This is a genomic window from Butyricicoccus sp. OF27-2pH9A, assembly GCF_027693185.1.
In the GTDB taxonomy this organism is placed as follows: Bacteria; Bacillota; Clostridia; order Oscillospirales; family Butyricicoccaceae; genus Agathobaculum; species Agathobaculum butyriciproducens.
This window is the reverse complement of the sequence record NZ_JAQEXK010000012.1, coordinates 26,742-44,833: the sequence shown is the minus strand read 5'-3', so window position 1 is coordinate 44,833 and position 18,092 is coordinate 26,742. Positions and strand designations below refer to the sequence as shown.

Here is an 18,092-nt window from a genome sequence, read left to right as displayed (position 1 = left end):
TTACGACTTTGATTGCGGTCTGGACAGCAGCGCGAACAGACAGCCGAACACGATTGCGGCGGCAATGCCGCCTGCCGCACCGGTCACGCCGCCGGTGAACACGCCGAGCAGGCCGCTTTCCGCAACTGCTTTGGCAACGCCTTTCGCCAGCGAGTATCCGAAGCCGAGCAGCGGCACAGTAGCGCCTGCACCTGCGTAGTCCACAACTGCCTGATACCAGTCGAGCCCCTGCAGGATAACACCGAGCACCACCAGCGAAACGAGAATACGCGCCGGTGTCAGCTTGGTTTTGTCAATCAGCACCTGACACAGCGCACAGATCAGTCCGCCGACCCAGAAAGCGTTCAGGTAGTTCATGCTTCGCTCCTTTCCAACACGACGGCGTGGCAGATACCTGCAATCGGCTGTCCCTGCTGCACCGAGGTCGGACTCATCATCGCACCTGTGCCCGCAAACACCAGCCGGTGGATTTTGCCGCGATGCATATCGCGCAGCAGCGGTCCGCAGAGAACTGCCGCTGAGCAGCCGCAGCCCGAGCCGCCTGCATGCGCGTCCTGCTCGTCACCGAAAATCAGGCTGCCGCAGTCCGAGTAGACAGGGGACAGGTCGATGCTGTCACCGCGCAGCAGCGTCAGCAGCAGGTCCGCACCGATGTGACCGAGGTCGCCGGTAACGATGCAGTCAAAGTCCCGCGGCTCGGCACCCAAATCCTCCAGCAGTGCGGAAAGGGTGTCGGCAGCAGCGGGGGAAGATGTTATTTTAGGACTATGTGCCTTATGCGGTCTGACCATGCTTGCGGATATACTCCTGCGCGACTGCATAGGCGTCCGAAAACTTAAACTTTATCGTGATTTTTCCGCCCTCATGCACATAAATCATGTCAATCAGTTCGACTACGACTTCGCGCGTCAGACTGGGCAGATTGCGATATTTTACGAATTGTGATACAAACGAATTGGTTTCGTCCACGCCGCTCTGCACCTCGTCAATGCGCGCTTGCAGGGACGCAAGACGTGTGTCCAGTTTGGCCTGCTGCTGCTCAAACTGCTTTTTCAGCCGATGGTATTCCTCACGCGAAATATCTCCGGCTTTCCAGTCCGGATACAGGGACAGCTTCATCTGCTCGATGCGTTCGCGCTCGGTTTCAAGCTGTGTCCGCTCGTCAAGCAGAGGCTTAACGGAACGGTTTCGCGTGCCGCTGCGGTTGATCTCGGCAATCAGCTCATCCATCTCGACCGCCAGAGCAATCTGGTGACGGAGCGTTTCCAATACAGCCTGCTCCAGCCGGTCGCTGCGGATGGTATGCTTCGTGCAGGCGCCGCTGTGCTGCTTTTTGAATGTCGAGCAGATATAGTAGTAATAGTCGCGATGCGGCTGGGAAATCAGCTTTCGGTTCATTGCCTTGCCGCAGTCCGCGCAGCGAAGAAAACCGGAGAACAGGTAGACTTTGGGCTGTATTGGTGAGGTGCGCGTATCACGGGCGAACAGGGATTGCGCTTTGGCGAACAGCTCGCTTGAGATGATAGCCTCGTGTGTCTGCTCGACAGTGATCCAGTCCTCCTCGGGCACGGCCTCGCTGACATGCAGCTTATAGCTTTTCATGCGGTTTTTGCCCTGCACCATAGTGCCGGTATAGAGAGGATTGCGCAGGATACGGCGAACCGAACTGTCCGGCCACAGATCGTTCAGCTTGTCCGAGGCCGGATGGCGGTAGTTCATGCCCTGCTGCCGTTTGTAGGCAGATGGATTCGGAATGCTCTTAGCATTCAGCTTTTTGGCAATACCGAGTACGCTTGTTCCGGCGAGAAACCAGTTGAAAATATCGCGGACAACGGCGGCAGCCGGCTCGTCAATCAGCAGCCGACTGTGGTCGTTCGGGTCTTTGCGGTAGCCGTAGGACGCGAACGAGCCGATGAATTTGCCCTGGCGGCGCTTCAGGTCAAGCGAAGCGCGGACTTTATTGGAGATATCGTGCGCGTACTCGTCATTGAGGATGTTGCGGAACGGCACGATCAGGCTGTCCGCCGAGCGCGGGTCGGCAACGCTGTCGATGCGCTCGCTCAGCGCGATGAACCGCACGTTCAGCAGCGGAAACGTGTGCTCAAGGTACTCGCCGACCTTGACGTAGTTGCGTCCCAGTCGGGATAGATCCTTGACGATCACGCAGTTGACGATGCCGGCGCGCAGGTCGTGCATCATGCGTCGGAAATCCGGCCGGTCGAAGTCGGTGCCGGTATAGCCGTCATCAACGTACAGCCGGGACGCGGTCATGTCGGTTTGCGTATCTGCAAACTCGGTCAGCAGCTCGCGCTGACTGATAATGCTGTTGCTCTCCTCGCTGTCGCCGTCCTCGCGGGAAAGACGGATATAGAGCGCGGGTTTCCACAGGACTGTGGATAACTTTTGGGGTTCGTATTTACTTTTTCGTGCCATTGAGTGCCTCCTAAAAAACGGACGGCACGCCGCAGGCTGTGTTTTGCACGTATAGTGTATCACAGCACACGGCGTGCCGCAAGGCTTCGCTTCGGTTATCCGGCTTTTACCATCACTGGAGCCGCTTGCACAGGTTGGTCAGGCAGGATTGCAGACTGGGTGCGCCGTCATCAAACAGCACCTCAACCGCAGTGTCGCCTACGCGGAAGCGGTGTGGGTCGCTGACAGACGAGGCGAACAGGCGCAGGCGCTCGTTCACCGGCAGGGTCGGGTCGATGCGTGCCTCGCGGATGTCGGGCAGGGAACAGGTGGGTGTGGGCTTGAACATAAGGGTTGACCTCCTTTGGTTTGTGTAGATGGTGGGTGCATTGTATATTCTTTCCATTGTCATACTATATATACGACAGTTCGGGATAACCGGATTTCGCCGTATCAGACACCTGCGGAACCGCGCCTGTATTGCGGCTCGATGCCGCAGGGGCTATACTAAAAATAGGGGAATTCCTCCACCTGCTTGCGGACAGAGCAGTGAATGGCTTCCCAAAATTTTTCGTAGAGCGCATGCTCATTGCTGGAAGGTAACTCCATGCGCTCTTTGATCATCTCGACCATGCATAAGAAAGAACACCGAAGCAGAGCGAGATTGGCCTGGATACGGCGTTCGCGCGTGAGTAGATCAGCGAACTCATCCGAGCCATCGACCCACAGATGGGACAGGATGTCCGGCTTGTCGGCAATCTGATGCAGCAGCGCAATTGCATGTTCGTAGTTGTCTGCGAACCAGTCAGCGAACTCCTCGAGGGCTGCTCCAATCAGAGCCGGGCAGACGTCCTCGGTCAGATTGAGCGGCTTACCGAGGTACACGAAAATGCTTCGCGTGAGTTCGGAAACGCCGTCCGACACGAACTCGGCTGTCAAGGTAATTCCGGCGGTGCAGTCGCGATGATCGGTCTTGCCGGTTTTACCCTTCTTGGTAGAGTCCCCTTCGTTGGCCGCCAGACGGAGCATGGCTCTGCTGAGCTTCTTGCGATGCGCTTGGATGGTACGCGAGGAAGACTTGGCGAGGTTGTCGATGATGGCCACACATCCCGGGTTTTCCGAAAGCGTGTCGCGCACGGATGCTTCTGTGCCCACCGCCTCGAGCACGAGAGCCGCCTTGCCAGGGGTTCCGATGCGTTCGGTGTATCCGAAGACACGACGGGCAAGCGTCGTCTTGCCGCTCGACTGAACGCCGGTTATGTACAGACCGCCCTGCAGCGGATGCTGCTCGACAGTCAGGACATCGCGGCGCGAGACGAGCAGGGCATAGGACACAGACTGCACCAGCGCGGCGTCATTTTCCAGCAGGGCATTGACGAGCACCTGTATCGAGTTTTCTATGTGGTTCACGATTTGATAGCTGTCCTTCGGCTTGATCATATACGGAATCTTGAGTTTGGTCGAACCTGCGACACGTCCGTTCCAGACAGCGACATGCTGACCATCCGCCAAGCGATAAGTGCCGTTGCCCGGCAGGTAGAGACCGCGCTGACACTCGCTGGGATGTCCAGCATCGGAAAGTTGGTCAACTTCGGACGCAGGGAAGAGACAAGGAACAGGTTGACGCTGCCAATAGTGCGGCGGCGTGCGGCCTTCTTGTCGTCGTGCGGTGGAGTGGCCCAGTGGTTATAGTGTTTGAGAAGTTCTGTAATAGCGCATTTGATTTTGAAAATGCTAATTTGTCAAAGAAAAAACTTCGGCATAAGATTGAACAGCAGATGACTGAATTTGCGGAATTCGTTGAAAACAGCAATATTCCTAGGTACAAAGATAGGAATTTCCGTATTCTTACAGATTTTCTGACTGAGCCCGGAAAAAGAGAAGAATTGAGCTCGGATGAGCTTCAGTTTCTCTATACGAGACTTGTTTTTTTGGGACTGAAGAAGATATTACAAAAATTAACATGCGTAGCTATGATGATGAAGCTGACATGAAGTCTTACAAGCTGCTGTTTAAAATTCGTGATGAAAATGATTACTTGTTTCAGGCGATCAGTAATATGGTGCATCTGCTGAGCCGTTCAGAGACGAGCGATAAATAGCATGACTATGAGGATAATGGAAAAAACCTAATAAAGAAAATTACGGAGGATATCAATAATTGCTATCGGCGATTTGATAACGAACTACTGTATAAAGGTGTGCCTGTAAAGAAGAGAACAGTTTGCAGTAAGACAAGGTGTAACGCAGTTTTTTCGACACCATATATTTACCCTGTACTGCCATTGCTGTTCGTATTAAATGCCATATATAAAGTTAAGGGAGACGGGAATAAGCACGATAAAGCGGAGCTGCTGAAGTACAATACCTCCTGCTCTTTAATAGATAATGTGTATGAAACTTTTGTCATAAGTGAAGCGTCAGAGCACTTGCTGGAGAGAGTAGAGGATGTACTGGTAAAACATCTGGTTCTGTATAAAAGAACGGTATTTCCCACTCGAAAAGATTGTTACTCTTTCATTCAGCACCGTATTACCCGCTGTATGGGAAGGAACGGGTGCTGCCTGAACATTACAAAAAGCTGGTTCATAAGCTTACAAATAATTGCCGAAAAGATGAAGACGAAGATAGAGAAGAAATGTTCGAGAATATCAAATGGGAAACTGTTAAGGAAATGCATCCATGCCTAAAAAACGATATTCTGCGTTCTTTTACGCCTCGGAGTGCTATAGATTATCTGCTTGCTGATCTTGATCGAAAACCCAACGATGAATCAGATTTACTGCAGCAGAGGAATGAGAAAGAAGAGTGACATATGTTGAACTGCCCCCATTTGTTAGACAGTATGATATACTATCTAACAGATGGAGTGATTTATTATGCCAAGAGGAAAAATGAACAAACGGGACACGCCAGAATTTAAGGCAACACCGCACAATTAAAGCAGCGGCGCTTTGCGGAAATTTTGTATTCTGATTTTGTTGCGATTTTTTGCAATACGGCAAGTATTGCTGCGAAACCGCGCCTCATCAGTACGCAAAATTTATTCGCAAATCGCTCTTGTTCAATTATGCGGTATTGCCTTAAGAAACTGGTCGTGCAAAACATGATGAAAGAAAAGTTGAGTTACTGCGAAACAGCGAGACGATTTGAAGTAAAGGGCCGGAGGCATTTGCCATAGAGCGCAGAGGACGCAGAAAATCTGCTAGCAGAAGTTCAGCGGCTACGCACGGAGAATGAATCCATGACACCAAGATCGCCATCCTCGTTCTTGATGAGGAAAACAGGTTTTTGCGGAATGGCACAATTTATCAATTACATTGTAGTTCTGGCGGATGCTATGCTACTTTTGCCATTCCGTGTTCAATATGCTATAATTACCTCGCCAAAGTGCGAAAGGAGGGCGCCTTATGCGATACATCTTAATGAATAAAGACGAGCCGTGGGCATTGTTCTCCTGTATACAGGACGAATTTGGAGAGGAAAGCGCGGTTCTGCAGGAGTGGTACACCGAGCTGCGCCCGCTCGGTCTGCAATCGCTGACGGCGTGGCTTGAGAAGCGTAAAGCACCCAAGCACCGCAAGCACATTGAGCAGCTTCTGGAGCAGTACGGCTGCATCGGTCTGGAGGGCTTTCTTCGTGTGACGCATGCGCTGTCGCTCAACGATACGTTTTGGGTGAAAGAAGAGTCGGAAACGCTCGGCTGGGACAAGGTTTCCCTATATCGAAACGAGTTTGATGCCCTCATCGCGCAGGCGGCTTTCAGCGGCGTGATCAGCGTAGAGTCCCTGCCCTCCACCTCGCCGGAGTTCGGTACGGACGGCTATTACGCAAAATGCTGGGTGCGCGAACCGGACGGAATTTATCTCTACAAGGGCGGCAGCGACACCTATGAAATCGAGCCGCTGTCCGAATTCCTTGCGTGCCAGATTGCGGCACAGATTTGTCCACAGGCTGTGGATTACGACCTGGATTTCTACCATCATCGGCTGATATCCAAGTGCCGTCTGTTTACCGATGAGCAGGCCGGACTCATCAAAATCAGCGACTTTCCAGACCGGCCGACAACGGTTTCCGAACTGCTGCGGCTGTATGCCGGGTTTGGCGCGGAGGACGCACTCCGCCGCATGTTCGTGCTGGACGCACTCATTTTCCACACGGACCGCCATCTCGGCAACTTCGGCTTCCTGTTCGACAATCAGACGATGGAAATTAAGAAGCCTGCGCCGGTCTTTGACCACAACCGCAGTCTGTTGTTCGATCTGGACGAAGATCAGCTGGCCAATCCGGACTGGTACATCGGCAAGTGCCGTCCGCGTATCGGCGTGGATTTTATCAAGACGGCACGCGGTGTGCTGACAGATGAAATTCGACAGGAGCTGAAAAATCTGGACGGCTTCCGCTTCATGCTGCATTCGGACATCGAATTGCCGGAGGAACGGCTGAACCGGCTGTCCGAAATTGTGGAGCAACAGAGAAGAGCGATTCTGGCATGAGAAGACTTGGTCGCATACTTTCGCTTAAAACATCGAAACGGATAAAACAAAAAATCACCGGACTTCCCATAAACGAGAGGTTCGGCGGTTAATATTTAAGGTATAGCGGTAACTAAAGTATACAATGGAATCTTAGTTGTTTGCGGTTTGTTTCGATTTCGCACACCGCCGGTAAAACGTATTCGGCTTCAATCCGGTCTGCCGCATGGCCTCGGTCACGGTGATTTCGCCGGTACGCCAGCGTGCGACTACCCGCTCGAAATTGTCCGGAAACGACAGTGGCTTGCGGCCGGTGTATTTGCCCTATTCCTTGGCGATAGCAATTCCCTCACGCTGACGCTGCAAGATGTACTCACGTTCGAGTTCTGCGACTGCGGCGAACACAGTCAGCATGAATTTGCCGGTAGGTGTGGTGGTGTCGATAGCCTCTTTGCGGCTGACAAACTCTACATGCTTTTCGGTCAGCCGTTCCACAAGATCAAGCAGGTCTCGTGTGTTACGGGCAAAACGACTGATCGACTCGACAATCACGGTATCGCCGCGGCGGACGTACTCCATCATATGGGTGAGTTCTGGCCGATCGGCATTCTTGCCGCTGGCCTTGTCGATGAAAACCTCGTCAACGCCGAGATCGTGCAGCAGGACTTCCTGACGTGCAGTATTCTGGTCCTCGGTACTGATGCGGATATAGCCGATTTTCATGGTGTATCTCTCCTTTAAGTATGGTATCATGAAAATAATAAGGACGGTGGCGCTGATGGATAAGACAATTGAACAGGTAAAACAGTTAGCGCACCGTTGTAGAGTGCCGAAACTGGTATTATTCGGTTCGCGTGCCCGCGGTGATCATCACGCTCGCAGTGACTACGATTTCGCGCTATGGGGATGTACGCCGCAGCAGCGTGTGCAATTCAGCGATGCTGTTGAAAACGATTTGGACTCGCTGTATTCGGTTGATCTGGTGTTTGTCAGCGAACACACCGATGCCGCATTGCTTCAAAACATAGAGAAGGACGGGATTTGCTTGCTGGACCGTTACAATACAATACGAAATTCGAAAATCTCACCAATGCTGTTGAACGCTTACGCGAGGGTGTGCAAGCGTACCAAGAGAATCCGGCTAAAATCATTCGCGACGGTGTAATCCAGCGCTTTGAGTTCACCTGCGAGCTGGCGTGGAAAACCACACGCGAGTTTTTGCTCGGCCAAGGCTTTACTGAACTGAACAGTCCGAAAGCAACGATGCGTAAGGCGTTCTCGTATGGCCTGATTGACGATGAACAGGCGTGGATTGCACTGTTGAATGCTCGCAGCCAGACCTCGCACATTTATGACGATGCAACCGCGCAGGAAATTTACTCGCAGATTGAGAGCGAGTTTGTATCTCTGTTTGATAATCTTATTGAGCAGTTGAAACGTGGTTGATTGCAATAGGGTCGCCGTACTTTCTTTACTTGCTGCCCAGTATGGCGCAAAGCGTGTTTACCTGTTCGGCTCATTCGCTCGCGGCGATATGACGGATTCCAGCGACATTGATCTGCGTATTGACAAGGGCAGTATCAAAGGCTTTCAGCTTGCGGGACTTCTCCTTGATTTAGAGGATTCTCTTGGACGACCGGTCGATCTGGTACCAACCACCAGCCTAGACCAGCGCTTTTTAGATTCCATTCATGATGATGAGGTACTGCTGTATGAAGCCTCTTGACCGCAATATCGTAGCGCATAGCTATGGTACTGTCGATCCCGAAATCACATGGGAGATTATAACCGATGATATTCCCGTCTTGAAGCAATACTGTTCGACGATTATCGCATCTGCATAAACCAAATATATCAATAGGGTCGCCGCACATTCTGACATATTGCAAAACTCCGAAAGCAACTCTATTGACACAACTTCTCCCTGTTTCACAAGGGTATACCCAAATGAAAGACTCAAAAAAGTACCGGTTCGCGTGAGCCGGTACTTTTGCGTTCAATCGTCATCTGATAGCAGATCAGCCAGCAGGCCGATGACCGTCATCACGCCGAGAACGATTTTTACTGCGTCCATAAAATCACCTCCTAATCAGTACGCATATAGCAGTTCACCAGTCATTTCGTGCAGCAGAGTAGGATTGTAGAGCATTTCCTCGATTTCCTCCTCCGAGCAGCCGTAATCGAGAAGTGATTGCACCTCATCGGCGGTTACGCCGAATGCTTTTGCCACACTGAACAGGTCGTTGTAGTTCTCAGGTGTGTCCTCATAGTAGTCGCGGTAATATGGATAACGCCGCCACCAATGCTCATAGCTGGTTCTTGGTGCGAATGTCCCAGTAGTGATACGGCCATTGCGGTCAATCTTCAATATCTCGCCCTCCTTTGGCTCCAGAATGTCAGAGGGTGTGTTCAACTTTAACTTCTTGATGGCCTTGCACAGGATTTGCTGTGTCGAAGCGTAAATCAGGAAGCTATCATAAAACATCACGCACAACGGGTTATCTCCAACTGCGAACCAGATAGAGTTGTCCTTATCCAGAACCGTAAAGACAAATGAACCCCCGACTGCTTCAGCCATGGATTTCAGGCTGTCAAAGTCGAGGGTTTCGTTTTTATCTAAGAGCTGGACGGCAACATAGCTGTCCGTTTCAACACTCGTCATCGGCAAATTTTCTTCCATTCGGAGTTCTTTGTCGTTCCAGAGAACGCCGTTGTGCGCGAGCGAGAAGCTGTTGCTGTCAATGTGTCCAAAGAATGGGTGATTATTCTGGTTTAACTGCGCATTGCCCTGAGTAGTCATGCGCGTGTGACCCGTGATGACGTTGACGTCATGCGGAAGGTGGATCTTCACTTTCCGAGCGGGCAGCGAGCGCTTATAAATCCTCATACGACCGTTGAAATTATACGCAATGCCGGTTGCATCCGTACCGCGGACTTGACACTCGCGAGCCAGCGTATTCAAGATTTTGTTTTTCGTATGGGTGCTGAGACACTCCTTAAAGTCGATCAAGCCAAATAAACTGCACATATTATTCCTCCTCGCTTTCAGATACAGGTTCATTAACGTACAGACGGCGCTCTTTAAGATACTGAATCAGCTCCGGCTCGTGCACCGTGTCTAAGAAGTCAAACCAGCTCATATCCTGCACCTCGCTGTCAGACAAAGAAACGGCCACCTCGACCAGATGGTTGACCATCTGCAAGGTGGCTTTCAGGGTGGTGAGTTTGAGCGTGATGCGGAACATTCGGATTTCAACGGTATCGGAGTTCGTGAGATTTACCGCCGTGTAACGTCCCGCACACAAGTTCTTGGCATGGCTCATCTGGTCGGTCGGAGTGAGTTTCATGCCGTAGCGTGCCGCCCAGCGGTTCATCTGGCTCTGCGTGCGGCGGCTGAACCGCAGCAGTTCCGCCCAGAATTTCTCGACGAAGTACAGCAGGCGAGCAATCGCAGCTTCCTGCTGTTCATAGGTACAGCCGAACGCCAAGCGTGAGATATGAACGTGCAGACCGCAGGTTCCGGCGGCATGGCTGAGGTAGTCTATGCTCTGCGCATTGTGGAGGATTTCCGTCCATGGCATTGCGTTCAGGTGGTATTCCAGTGTCATGGGATGTGTTACGAGTTCCAAGCCATCGTCCAGACTGCTGTCCGTCTTAATGTATAAATTCTCCGCGTCTGCATTGGCGATGTTCAACAATTTTTCGGCATTGTAACGGTCTGTGCCGCCGTTGTCGATTTCCAGTGCTACGCCGAAGTGCCGCAGACCCTTTTCGTGGAACACGAGGTCAGGCGTGTAATTGTACTCGTGAATAATGTCACAATGCTCATCCCAGCAGGATGCGCAGTAGGCGCTGTCATCTCCGTCACAGTACGCGCGGTCACGCCGCAGAATGCGGTCGCAATCTGCACAACGGACGTAATCCGCATCAAAGCAGCTTTCGCAGAGCGTGTAGTTGCTGTCCTGATAACATCCTCGGAGTAAATCCGCTCTCCGCAGGCGTCACAAATGACCGTAAACTCATCGGCGCAACTTTCGCACAGCCAGTCACTCCCGACTCGAAACATCGCATCGAGCGGATGATCTTCACCGCAATTTGCACAAATTCTTGTTTCACTCATTGTCTGTTCCTCCATTTCGTTTGGTAAAACTCAATACTCTTCGGAAAACAGCATAGTAGAATGCGTCAAATCGTCGATGACGAACACCTTCGTATCTACAGCATTGTCACACGATACATCGAGCTCGTAACGATAGGGCGGCTGCTCCTGCTCATGGATAATGTGCTGACCGGTCGGTGTTTTCGTCAGCGTGAATACCTGCAGGCAGTCTTTTCCCTCGACCTCCATCGTGAGCACCATGTGCCACATGAGGTTGATCAGCCATGAGGGAATCTCAGCCATCACGCCGCACGTCAGAAATTTTTGATTGTTGAACATCTTTGCTTCCTCCTTTGGGGCAAAAAGTAAGCTCCTGAGAATATCTCAGGAGCTTCTACATCTATAATATATAGTTAAAAATGAAGGAAAAACAGAAAAAAGTTCTCGCACTGCAACGCGTATTCAATAGAGAAATTCATTTTTGTGTAATTTTCGTAAAAGTGGGGATGTACACTTCGTTTTTTACAAAAGAGACGAAAAATTGTGACATAAGACGCGAATTTCATTCGTTTGAAAGCGCAGATTCGTCAGCCTCTTTCTGCGTTCTGCCGTTTTACAGTTCCTCGACCGACACGATGCCTTTACGCTCGCCGACCAGTGTCATCAGACGGTTTACCGTGCAGCTGCGCGGCAGGCGCAGTGTGAAGATGGCACAGGCATTGTGCTCACCGTTTTCCGCCGCACGGGTGATCTGGATATTCAGCACTTTGACATCACATCTGCGGTACAGCTGCAGCACATCGTCCAGACACGTTTTATCCTCATATTCCATATACACATTGATCTCGGGAACGTGCTCCAACACACGGTACTCCAGCCGCGAGAACACAAGCTCGGCGAGCATGATGAACGCGGTCGCGAGAATGCCGCCCTCGTAGAAGCCGCCGCCAAAGGTGAGGCCGATGATGGCCGAGGTCCAGAGACCAGCCGCCGTGGTCAGACCCTTGACGCGCTGCCGCTTGGTAACGATGATGGTGCCCGCACCGATGAAGCCAATACCCGCAACAACTTGTGCACCGAGGCGCGCCATATCTGTAAAATAGTGCATATTCAGATACAGATACTGACTCGTCAGCGTGGTGATGGCCGCGCCGATGCAGATGAGGATGTGCGTGCGGAAGCCGGCCGGGCGGCGCTTGTACGAGCGCTCGATACCGATAATGCCGCCGCAGATGAGCGCGCAGGCCAGACGCACGAACACGGAAAGCGTCGTCACGTCGCGCAGGCCGTCAAAAACAGATAACATAGCAGTCCACTCCTTACAGCTCTTCGATCACGCAAAGGCAGTCCAACTCCGCCAGATCGGAGAGAAGCTGCGTGTGCGGTATTTTTTCATTGAGGCGGATCGAGAAGATCGCACTTGGGTGCAGCGCCTCGCCACTTTTGTTCCGCTCGATATCGATGTCGTAGATCTGCACGTTCTGCGCTTTCAACTGATTGATGATGGTACTGATGTCCCCGAGCGAATGGAACTCCATGTACAGATTGATGTCACGCGCGTTCTCCTGTATGTACGCATCCACAATTGGGAACAGGCGGATGCTGAGAAATATCATCGCGAATGCGATGAGCACGCACTCGTAAAATCCTGCGCCGACCGCAAGGCCGGTGCAGGCCGACGCCCACAGACCAGCGGCAGTGGTCAGGCCCTTGACCTGCTGGCGGCCGGTAACGAGAATGGTTCCTGCGCCCAGAAAGCCGATGCCGTTGATGACCTGTGCGCCGAAACGCGAAACGTCGGTTTTTATGCCGATCTCTGCGCAAATATCCGACCACGGCCCTGTCACCATGGTAAATTCGTACAGGCTGAGCAGCACGGTCAGCGCCGCGCCAAGACAGACGAGCATATAGGTGCGGAAACCGGCCGGACGGCGCTTGCGTCCGCGCTCCAGACCGATGCAGCCGCCGAGCAGCATCGCAAGGGCGAGCCGCACTACGACCGAGGCGAAATGAAGTTCGCGCAGGTATTGTATCATTCCACTCATTTGATGTAGGTTCTCCTCACTCGATAAAAAGTGCACACGCTGCCAATATGTATGCAGCGTGTGCAGCTTTCTACAATAGATTTCAGTATTTACTTTGCGAAGCGACAGTCTGCCCAGCAGGCGTTATGGTCGGACAGCTCAGGACCGGTGAACTTCGCCAGCGCGCTGCCCGGCTCGGCCCAGGTGCAGTCCTTCGTTTCGGTCGAAATCGTGCCGTGATCGACGCATTCCATGCCGCGCGCCATCAGCCAGTCCAGCTTGAGCAGCATGCTCTTGCCGCCCGGCATCGGCTTGCGGCGCGTGCCCTCGATGCTGCTGAACTCGCGGTAGGAGAAGCCGTTTTCCTCCGCCTGCGGCAGAACGCGCTCGTACTGCTCAACGTGCTCCATGTGCTTGGAGAGACGCTCCGGGTCGTTGAACAGCGCGGTGAAGCCCGGAATGTCGTTGCCGTCGAACGTATTGGTGTTCAGGTCGCCGCCGATCATGACCGGAGTGTCCGGCGCGAACGAACGCTTGATCTCATCATATACGACTGCCATCTGCGCTTCGCGGCCCTCGCTGTCCGCACGGTTCTCCAGATGAACGCTGACCGCACCGACCTCACGTCCGCCGATGTCGAGCGAGCAGACGATGGCGACACGTGCGCCGATGCGCTTCTGGCGGTCATAGTACCAGTTGTACTGCTCGGGCATATGGACGACCTTCGCCCAGCGGATGGGCCAGCGGGAGAACAGGGCGTTGCCGTGGAAGCCCTTGTTGTCCTCGGGATTTACCAGCTCGATAAACTCCAGACCGTAGGCGTAATTCATGCCGATGGATTTCGCGATTTCGTAGGCAACGTTGCAGTTGCCCGAGCGGACCGCGCCGTCATCCAGCTCGTTGGCGTAGATGATGTCCATGTTTTTGAGGTCGGGGCACATATTGAGAAAGTCGATGGTTTCGTGAAGCGTCTGGCCGCGCTCGATGTTGAATACAACGTGACGCAGCGTTTCGGGCACCTCGGCGGGCGCATCCACAAGGTTGTGCACCTCGCACTGCTGATACTGCGGGATTTTTTCCATGACCTTGAACTGGCCGAGTGCCGGGACGAGATTACCGAGTTCGATGCGTTTTTCGTAGGACAGGGTTTCCATTTGTTACACGCCTTTCATATAAATGGTGGATATTTACAGAATTTTATTTGCGGTAGAATATGGGGGCAGCCGGCAGGAATGCTTGACTCCGCCGGCTGTTCCATATAAGGGAAGAAAAAGATGATGCGTAAAAATGAGGGAGTGCGGGGGAAAATCAGGCGTTTGCGGTCGCCTTTGCTGCCTCGGCAGCTTCGCGCTGCTTCATTTCGGTGATAATGCGCGGATAGATCTTATCGAGCTTGTAGAAGATCAGCAGAACGCCGATGCCGCCCCAGGCGATGATGTTGCCGATGATGTAGATGGCGATGAGCATCTGAGACTGTGCTGCGTTGATGGTTGCGGTGCCGGCGAAGCCTACGAGGCTCATCAGGGCGCCGAAGATCGCGCTGGTCATGCCGGAGCCGAACTTCTGGCCGGCGGTGGTTGCGGAAACCATCAGGCCCTGTACGCGGATGCCGCTCTTCCATGCACCGTATTCGATAACGTCAGCGAGCATGGAGTACTTGACGCCGCGGAAGCAGCCCTTGCCGATGCCGCGCATGACGCAGGCAAACAGTGCAAGATTGAGGGCGCTCGGGTTGATGAACAGGGAGACCGTGCCGATAACGGCGACGATTGCGCCGATGAGAGCGACATTGCGCTTGCCGAACTTGGCGATGAACGGGGAGAGGACAAGAACGGTGACGATCTGCGGAATGGATTCGAAGGACGCGAGTGCGCCGAGCAGGTCGCGGTTGCCGAGAATGTACTGTGCGTAGTATGCGTTGCAGGTGCCGGTAACTGCCTCATAGAAGGACAGGAACACAGCGAGCATGAAGAACATGATGAAGTACTTGTTGGTGACGCAGAGCTTGATGCCCATCCAGAGCGGAACGTTCTTGCCGTCCTTGGTCTTGGTCTCTTCCTTGACGCGCTCGTGGCAGTTCTTGAAGCAGATGAACAGCATGATGATGGAAACGATGGCGTAGAGGATGGAAACCTCGATCCATGCCTGCTGGGTGTCACCCAGACGGGTGACGAGCGGGAAGGTAATGGCGGTGATGACCATGTTGCCGAGGGCGGACATACCGGTACGGAACAGGTTGACAACGGCGCGCTGGTCGGTGTCGCGGGTCATCAGGGTAGCCAGCGTTGCATACGGAAGGTTGAGTGCGGTGTAGACAACGGTGGTGCAGAAGTTATAGGTGATGAAAACGTAGATGCCCTTGACGATCGGGGTTGCAGGCGGAACGGTGAACAGCAGGATGGCTGCGATGCCGTACGGAATCATCATCCAGAGAATCCATGCACGGGATTTGCCGTGCTTGGAATGCGTGCGGTCAACCAGATGACCGATAAGTACGTCGGAAATACCATCGAAGAAACGGGAGAACAGCATGATGGTACCGATCATAGCCGCCGAGATACCGACTACGTTGGTGTAGAAGTAAATCAGCAGCGAGGTTGTCAGGGCGTAGACAACGTTGCAGGCAACGTCGCCGAGGCCGTAGGAAAACTTTTCTTTGAGATGGATTTTCTCAAATTCCTTATCACCCGCGAAAGTCGGGTTGCTGGATTTGCCCATGGTTTTGCTCAGTCCTTTTTTTGTTTTTCTTTTCTTTTCAGTTGCAGCGATACAGACCGTCCGGTGCGCCGGGCGCATCGGGAGTGGGTCTGCCTTTGAGACGTTGTCCGGACTCGTCTCTCGCTATACCCTTTCAGTGGAAGTCCGTTCCACCGAACATCTACAAGTATAGCACTGAGCGGAATAAAATTCAATAAATCATATTGTAAAAAGAACAATATTCAATTTTGTGCATTCTTCACAAGGTCGATGTTTTGTGATACAATGAAATTACTATATGATGCGGAAGTACAGGGTGATTGCATGGACAAGAACGTTTATGCCGCAATTCAGTCGCAGTATTCGACTTTATCCAAGGTTGGAAAGCGGATTGCGGACTATATCTTAGCCGATCCGGTACATATTACCTCGATCAGCATTCAGCAGATGGCGGCCGAGCTTGACATCGCGGAATCGAGTATTATTCGATTCTGCAAGATCGTCGGCTGCGCGGGCTTCAGCGAGGTAAAGCTGCTGCTGGCGAAATATTCTCCCAAGTCGGTGCGCACGATTTTTGAAGATCTGTCCGAAACCGATAGTATTTCGACCATTTCGGAGAATGTGTTCAGCCGGAATATCGACACGCTTGAGCGGGCGCTCCAGCTGCTTGATTTCGAGAAAATCGAGCAGGCGGTGGGGGTGCTCAACCGGGCGGAGAATATCCTCATCCTCGGCGTCGGCGCGTCCGGCACCATCGCGGAGGACTTCTACATCCGCCTCATGCGCATCGGCATCCGCGCGGTTTCGCTGACCGATTCGCACTTGATGCAGATTCAGGCGAGCCAATGCGGCCCGGATACGGCGGTCATCGCCATCTCGCATACCGGCAAGACGCGCGAAATCGTGTCGGCCGTGCGTACCGCGAAGGAGTGCGGCGCGCCGACCATCGGCATCACCGGCTACCCGGATACGCCGCTCAAAGAGGTCAGCGACATCTGCCTTGAGCTGTATTCGCCCGAGCAGCTTTTCGTGTCGCCGCGCGTGGCGCAGTTCTCCCTCATCGACACGCTTTATGTCAGTCTCGCTATCCGCCGCAAGGACAGCGTCGTACAGAATATTGAACGCATGAATGAAGTGCTCCTGCCATTTCGCATTGATTGATCATTTTTGATCCTGTGTGTGGAATTTGATGCTTGAAAGATATATTGCATCATTGCATCTCTATCGTATATGTGCTGCGCTCGGATCAAAGAGATTATGCTAACGATCTAGCATTGTTTCAGTCAATGCTGTCCCTGTATCATGTTCCCGTTTGATTATTGGCCGATAAAGCAGCGCCAATCTCGCGACATAGCACATCTCTGACGGCAGCTCAGATTGCCAATCTGGAACATCGGCGAAAATATATCAGCCAAACTCTTCATCTTCCACAGGATCAAATTATATTCTACAGCGCGAAAGAAAACTTTATCTGGATGTGTTGATGCGGAAAATATACGGCTACATGATCCAATAGGTATGTTTACAAATTCACCTCAAAAAACCCCATAATCCCCGCCTTCAGCACCCTCCACTCCCTGCCAACCTTTACGGCAGGGAGTTCTTCGTTTGCGATCATTTTGCGGATCTGCTGGCGCGTGGTCTTGAGCAGGGCGGCCGTCTCTTTGACGGTTAGGATTTCATCGTTCGGCATAGAAAACCTCCATCAACATAGGTGAAAACGCATTTCACTTTAATTCATGTATGCTTATTCTAATGTTGGCGATTGATTGTCAAATCGCACCGTTTAAGCAGACACAAATACCCTGTAACAAGCCTTTATCCGAACCATTTCCAGTACGTTAACTCAATGAATGCTTATTGGCTCCCTTAAATTTTTCATCGAAATTTGCGTATTTTCCAAACTTAACCGCGCTGTAATGAGGGATAGGAAAGGATTTCTTGAAAATATCCAAACGATCTTGAACATCCGCCTTGCGGTCGTAATACAGATTGCAGATCAAATCACACCTCGACAGCTTAAACTCCTTGAGCCGCCGGTCAACGCCGATTTTATCAAGGATATTTCGCAGACGGTGCTTTACCTGACGAACTGATTCTTCATCAGCCTGAAACAATGCGGTTGGCTCATATGTACCGGTGAGCAGGGAAGACGGGTTAACAATCAGTATCAGCCAGCACGGGTGCGAAACAGACTGACCAAGCTGTATCTCAACGCCGATATCCTTGAACTGCGGCATCTGGTAATACGATGAAAGACCTAATTGTCCTTTGCTGGTGTGAATACACTCGTTTTGTTCGAGAATATTCTGAATTTCGGAATATTTGCATTGTAATTTTAGTGAAAAGGTATGAATACCGTACTCGTTCGTAATCATTTGCTATT

The 18,092-nt window shown here is 52.2% G+C and carries 22 protein-coding genes and 1 pseudogene; 8 read left to right on the top strand and 15 right to left on the bottom strand.

All coding sequences use genetic code 11. The features are described 5' to 3' along the window. The 5 genes from spoVAE to PG722_RS09840 all read right to left on the bottom strand — a co-directional run bounded on the left by spoVAE (position 1) and on the right by PG722_RS09840 (position 3,924). The gene (gene spoVAE, locus PG722_RS09860; protein WP_270580435.1) at positions 1-357 is read right to left on the bottom strand and encodes a stage V sporulation protein AE; all 357 of its coding nucleotides are present in this window, start codon (positions 355-357) and stop codon (positions 1-3) included. Continuing rightward, entirely contained in the window at positions 354-791 is a 438-nt protein-coding gene (locus PG722_RS09855) for a hypothetical protein (protein WP_243022721.1), read from the bottom strand. Before PG722_RS09855 ends, spoVAE begins: the two co-directional genes overlap by 4 nt. Then, a complete protein-coding gene (locus tag PG722_RS09850) occupies positions 775-2,433 on the bottom strand; it encodes a recombinase family protein (RefSeq protein WP_270580434.1) in 1,659 nt (552 codons plus the stop codon). The genes PG722_RS09855 and PG722_RS09850 overlap by 17 nt, the downstream gene beginning before the upstream one ends. Positions 2,434-2,545: 112 nt before the next feature. Continuing rightward, positions 2,546-2,761, bottom strand: a complete 216-nt coding sequence (locus tag PG722_RS09845) for a DUF6870 family protein (protein WP_270580433.1) — start codon at positions 2,759-2,761, stop codon at positions 2,546-2,548. A gap of 158 nt (positions 2,762-2,919) precedes the next feature. Beyond that, positions 2,920-3,924 (bottom strand): hypothetical protein, encoded by a 1,005-nt coding sequence (locus PG722_RS09840; RefSeq protein ID WP_270580432.1) that lies wholly within the window; start codon positions 3,922-3,924, stop codon positions 2,920-2,922. Between the two features lie 451 nt (positions 3,925-4,375). Here PG722_RS09840 and PG722_RS09835 point away from each other — a divergent pair, with 451 nt between their 5' ends. The 3 genes from PG722_RS09835 (at position 4,376) to PG722_RS09825 (ending at position 6,907) form a co-directional block, all read left to right on the top strand. Beyond that, on the top strand, positions 4,376-4,513 hold the full coding sequence (locus tag PG722_RS09835) for a hypothetical protein (RefSeq protein ID WP_270580431.1): 138 nt from the start codon (positions 4,376-4,378) through the stop codon (positions 4,511-4,513). Between the two features lie 404 nt (positions 4,514-4,917). Next, a complete protein-coding gene (locus PG722_RS09830) occupies positions 4,918-5,223 on the top strand; it encodes a hypothetical protein (RefSeq protein ID WP_270580430.1) in 306 nt (101 codons plus the stop codon). Positions 5,224-5,821: 598 nt separating this feature from the next. Beyond that, positions 5,822-6,907, top strand: coding sequence for a HipA protein (locus PG722_RS09825; protein WP_270580429.1), 1,086 nt, complete (start codon positions 5,822-5,824; stop codon positions 6,905-6,907). A gap of 132 nt (positions 6,908-7,039) precedes the next feature. Here PG722_RS09825 and PG722_RS09820 read toward each other — a convergent pair. Then, positions 7,040-7,609: pseudogene (locus PG722_RS09820) on the bottom strand (recombinase family protein). Between the two features lie 55 nt (positions 7,610-7,664). On the opposite strand from PG722_RS09820, the gene PG722_RS09815 reads away from it, so the two are divergent. From PG722_RS09815 to PG722_RS09800, 4 genes are read left to right on the top strand one after another with little or no spacing between them, the layout of a single operon-like run. After that, on the top strand, positions 7,665-8,051 hold the full coding sequence (locus PG722_RS09815) for a nucleotidyltransferase family protein (RefSeq protein ID WP_270580428.1): 387 nt from the start codon (positions 7,665-7,667) through the stop codon (positions 8,049-8,051). Beyond that, entirely contained in the window at positions 8,003-8,332 is a 330-nt protein-coding gene (locus PG722_RS09810) for an HI0074 family nucleotidyltransferase substrate-binding subunit (protein WP_270580427.1), read from the top strand. The genes PG722_RS09815 and PG722_RS09810 overlap by 49 nt, the downstream gene beginning before the upstream one ends. After that, positions 8,325-8,612: a nucleotidyltransferase family protein gene (locus PG722_RS09805; RefSeq protein ID WP_118480679.1), complete on the top strand. Its 288-nt coding sequence runs from the start codon at positions 8,325-8,327 to the stop codon at positions 8,610-8,612. The genes PG722_RS09810 and PG722_RS09805 overlap by 8 nt, the downstream gene beginning before the upstream one ends. After that, a complete protein-coding gene (locus PG722_RS09800) occupies positions 8,578-8,730 on the top strand; it encodes a HepT-like ribonuclease domain-containing protein (protein WP_330674678.1) in 153 nt (50 codons plus the stop codon). Before PG722_RS09805 ends, PG722_RS09800 begins: the two co-directional genes overlap by 35 nt. Positions 8,731-8,975: 245 nt before the next feature. Here the strand turns inward: PG722_RS09800 and PG722_RS09795 are convergent, their stop codons facing one another. The 7 genes from PG722_RS09795 to PG722_RS09765 all read right to left on the bottom strand — a co-directional run bounded on the left by PG722_RS09795 (position 8,976) and on the right by PG722_RS09765 (position 15,727). Beyond that, positions 8,976-9,914 carry a class II glutamine amidotransferase gene (locus PG722_RS09795; RefSeq protein ID WP_270580425.1) on the bottom strand — a complete coding sequence of 313 codons (939 nt, stop codon included), beginning with the start codon at positions 9,912-9,914 and terminating at the stop codon, positions 8,976-8,978. Between the two features lies 1 nt (position 9,915). Then, on the bottom strand, positions 9,916-10,668 hold the full coding sequence (locus tag PG722_RS09790; protein WP_270580424.1) for a hypothetical protein: 753 nt from the start codon (positions 10,666-10,668) through the stop codon (positions 9,916-9,918). A gap of 368 nt (positions 10,669-11,036) precedes the next feature. Continuing rightward, the gene (locus PG722_RS09785; protein ID WP_270580423.1) at positions 11,037-11,324 is read right to left on the bottom strand and encodes a DUF960 family protein; all 288 of its coding nucleotides are present in this window, start codon (positions 11,322-11,324) and stop codon (positions 11,037-11,039) included. A gap of 274 nt (positions 11,325-11,598) precedes the next feature. Further along, positions 11,599-12,291, bottom strand: a complete 693-nt coding sequence (locus PG722_RS09780) for an MgtC/SapB family protein (RefSeq protein WP_270418523.1) — start codon at positions 12,289-12,291, stop codon at positions 11,599-11,601. A gap of 13 nt (positions 12,292-12,304) precedes the next feature. After that, a complete protein-coding gene (locus PG722_RS09775) occupies positions 12,305-13,030 on the bottom strand; it encodes an MgtC/SapB family protein (protein ID WP_118361192.1) in 726 nt (241 codons plus the stop codon). Between the two features lie 89 nt (positions 13,031-13,119). Further along, positions 13,120-14,163, bottom strand: coding sequence for an endonuclease/exonuclease/phosphatase family protein (locus PG722_RS09770; protein ID WP_118730038.1), 1,044 nt, complete (start codon positions 14,161-14,163; stop codon positions 13,120-13,122). Positions 14,164-14,317: 154 nt separating this feature from the next. Continuing rightward, positions 14,318-15,727, bottom strand: coding sequence for an MFS transporter (locus PG722_RS09765; protein ID WP_118361188.1), 1,410 nt, complete (start codon positions 15,725-15,727; stop codon positions 14,318-14,320). A 264-nt stretch (positions 15,728-15,991) separates the two neighbouring features. Between PG722_RS09765 and PG722_RS09760 the strand changes: the two genes are divergently transcribed. Then, positions 15,992-16,867 (top strand): MurR/RpiR family transcriptional regulator, encoded by an 876-nt coding sequence (locus PG722_RS09760; protein WP_270580421.1) that lies wholly within the window; start codon positions 15,992-15,994, stop codon positions 16,865-16,867. Between the two features lie 361 nt (positions 16,868-17,228). On the opposite strand, the gene PG722_RS09755 is transcribed toward PG722_RS09760, so the two are convergent. Together PG722_RS09755 and PG722_RS09750 are read right to left on the bottom strand one after the other, a co-directional pair. Then, positions 17,229-17,399: a helix-turn-helix domain-containing protein gene (locus PG722_RS09755; protein ID WP_270580420.1), complete on the bottom strand. Its 171-nt coding sequence runs from the start codon at positions 17,397-17,399 to the stop codon at positions 17,229-17,231. Positions 17,400-17,547: 148 nt separating this feature from the next. Further along, complete coding sequence (locus tag PG722_RS09750) at positions 17,548-18,084, bottom strand: hypothetical protein (RefSeq protein ID WP_270580419.1); 537 nt, start codon at positions 18,082-18,084, stop codon at positions 17,548-17,550. Positions 18,085-18,092: the final 8 nt, after the last annotated feature.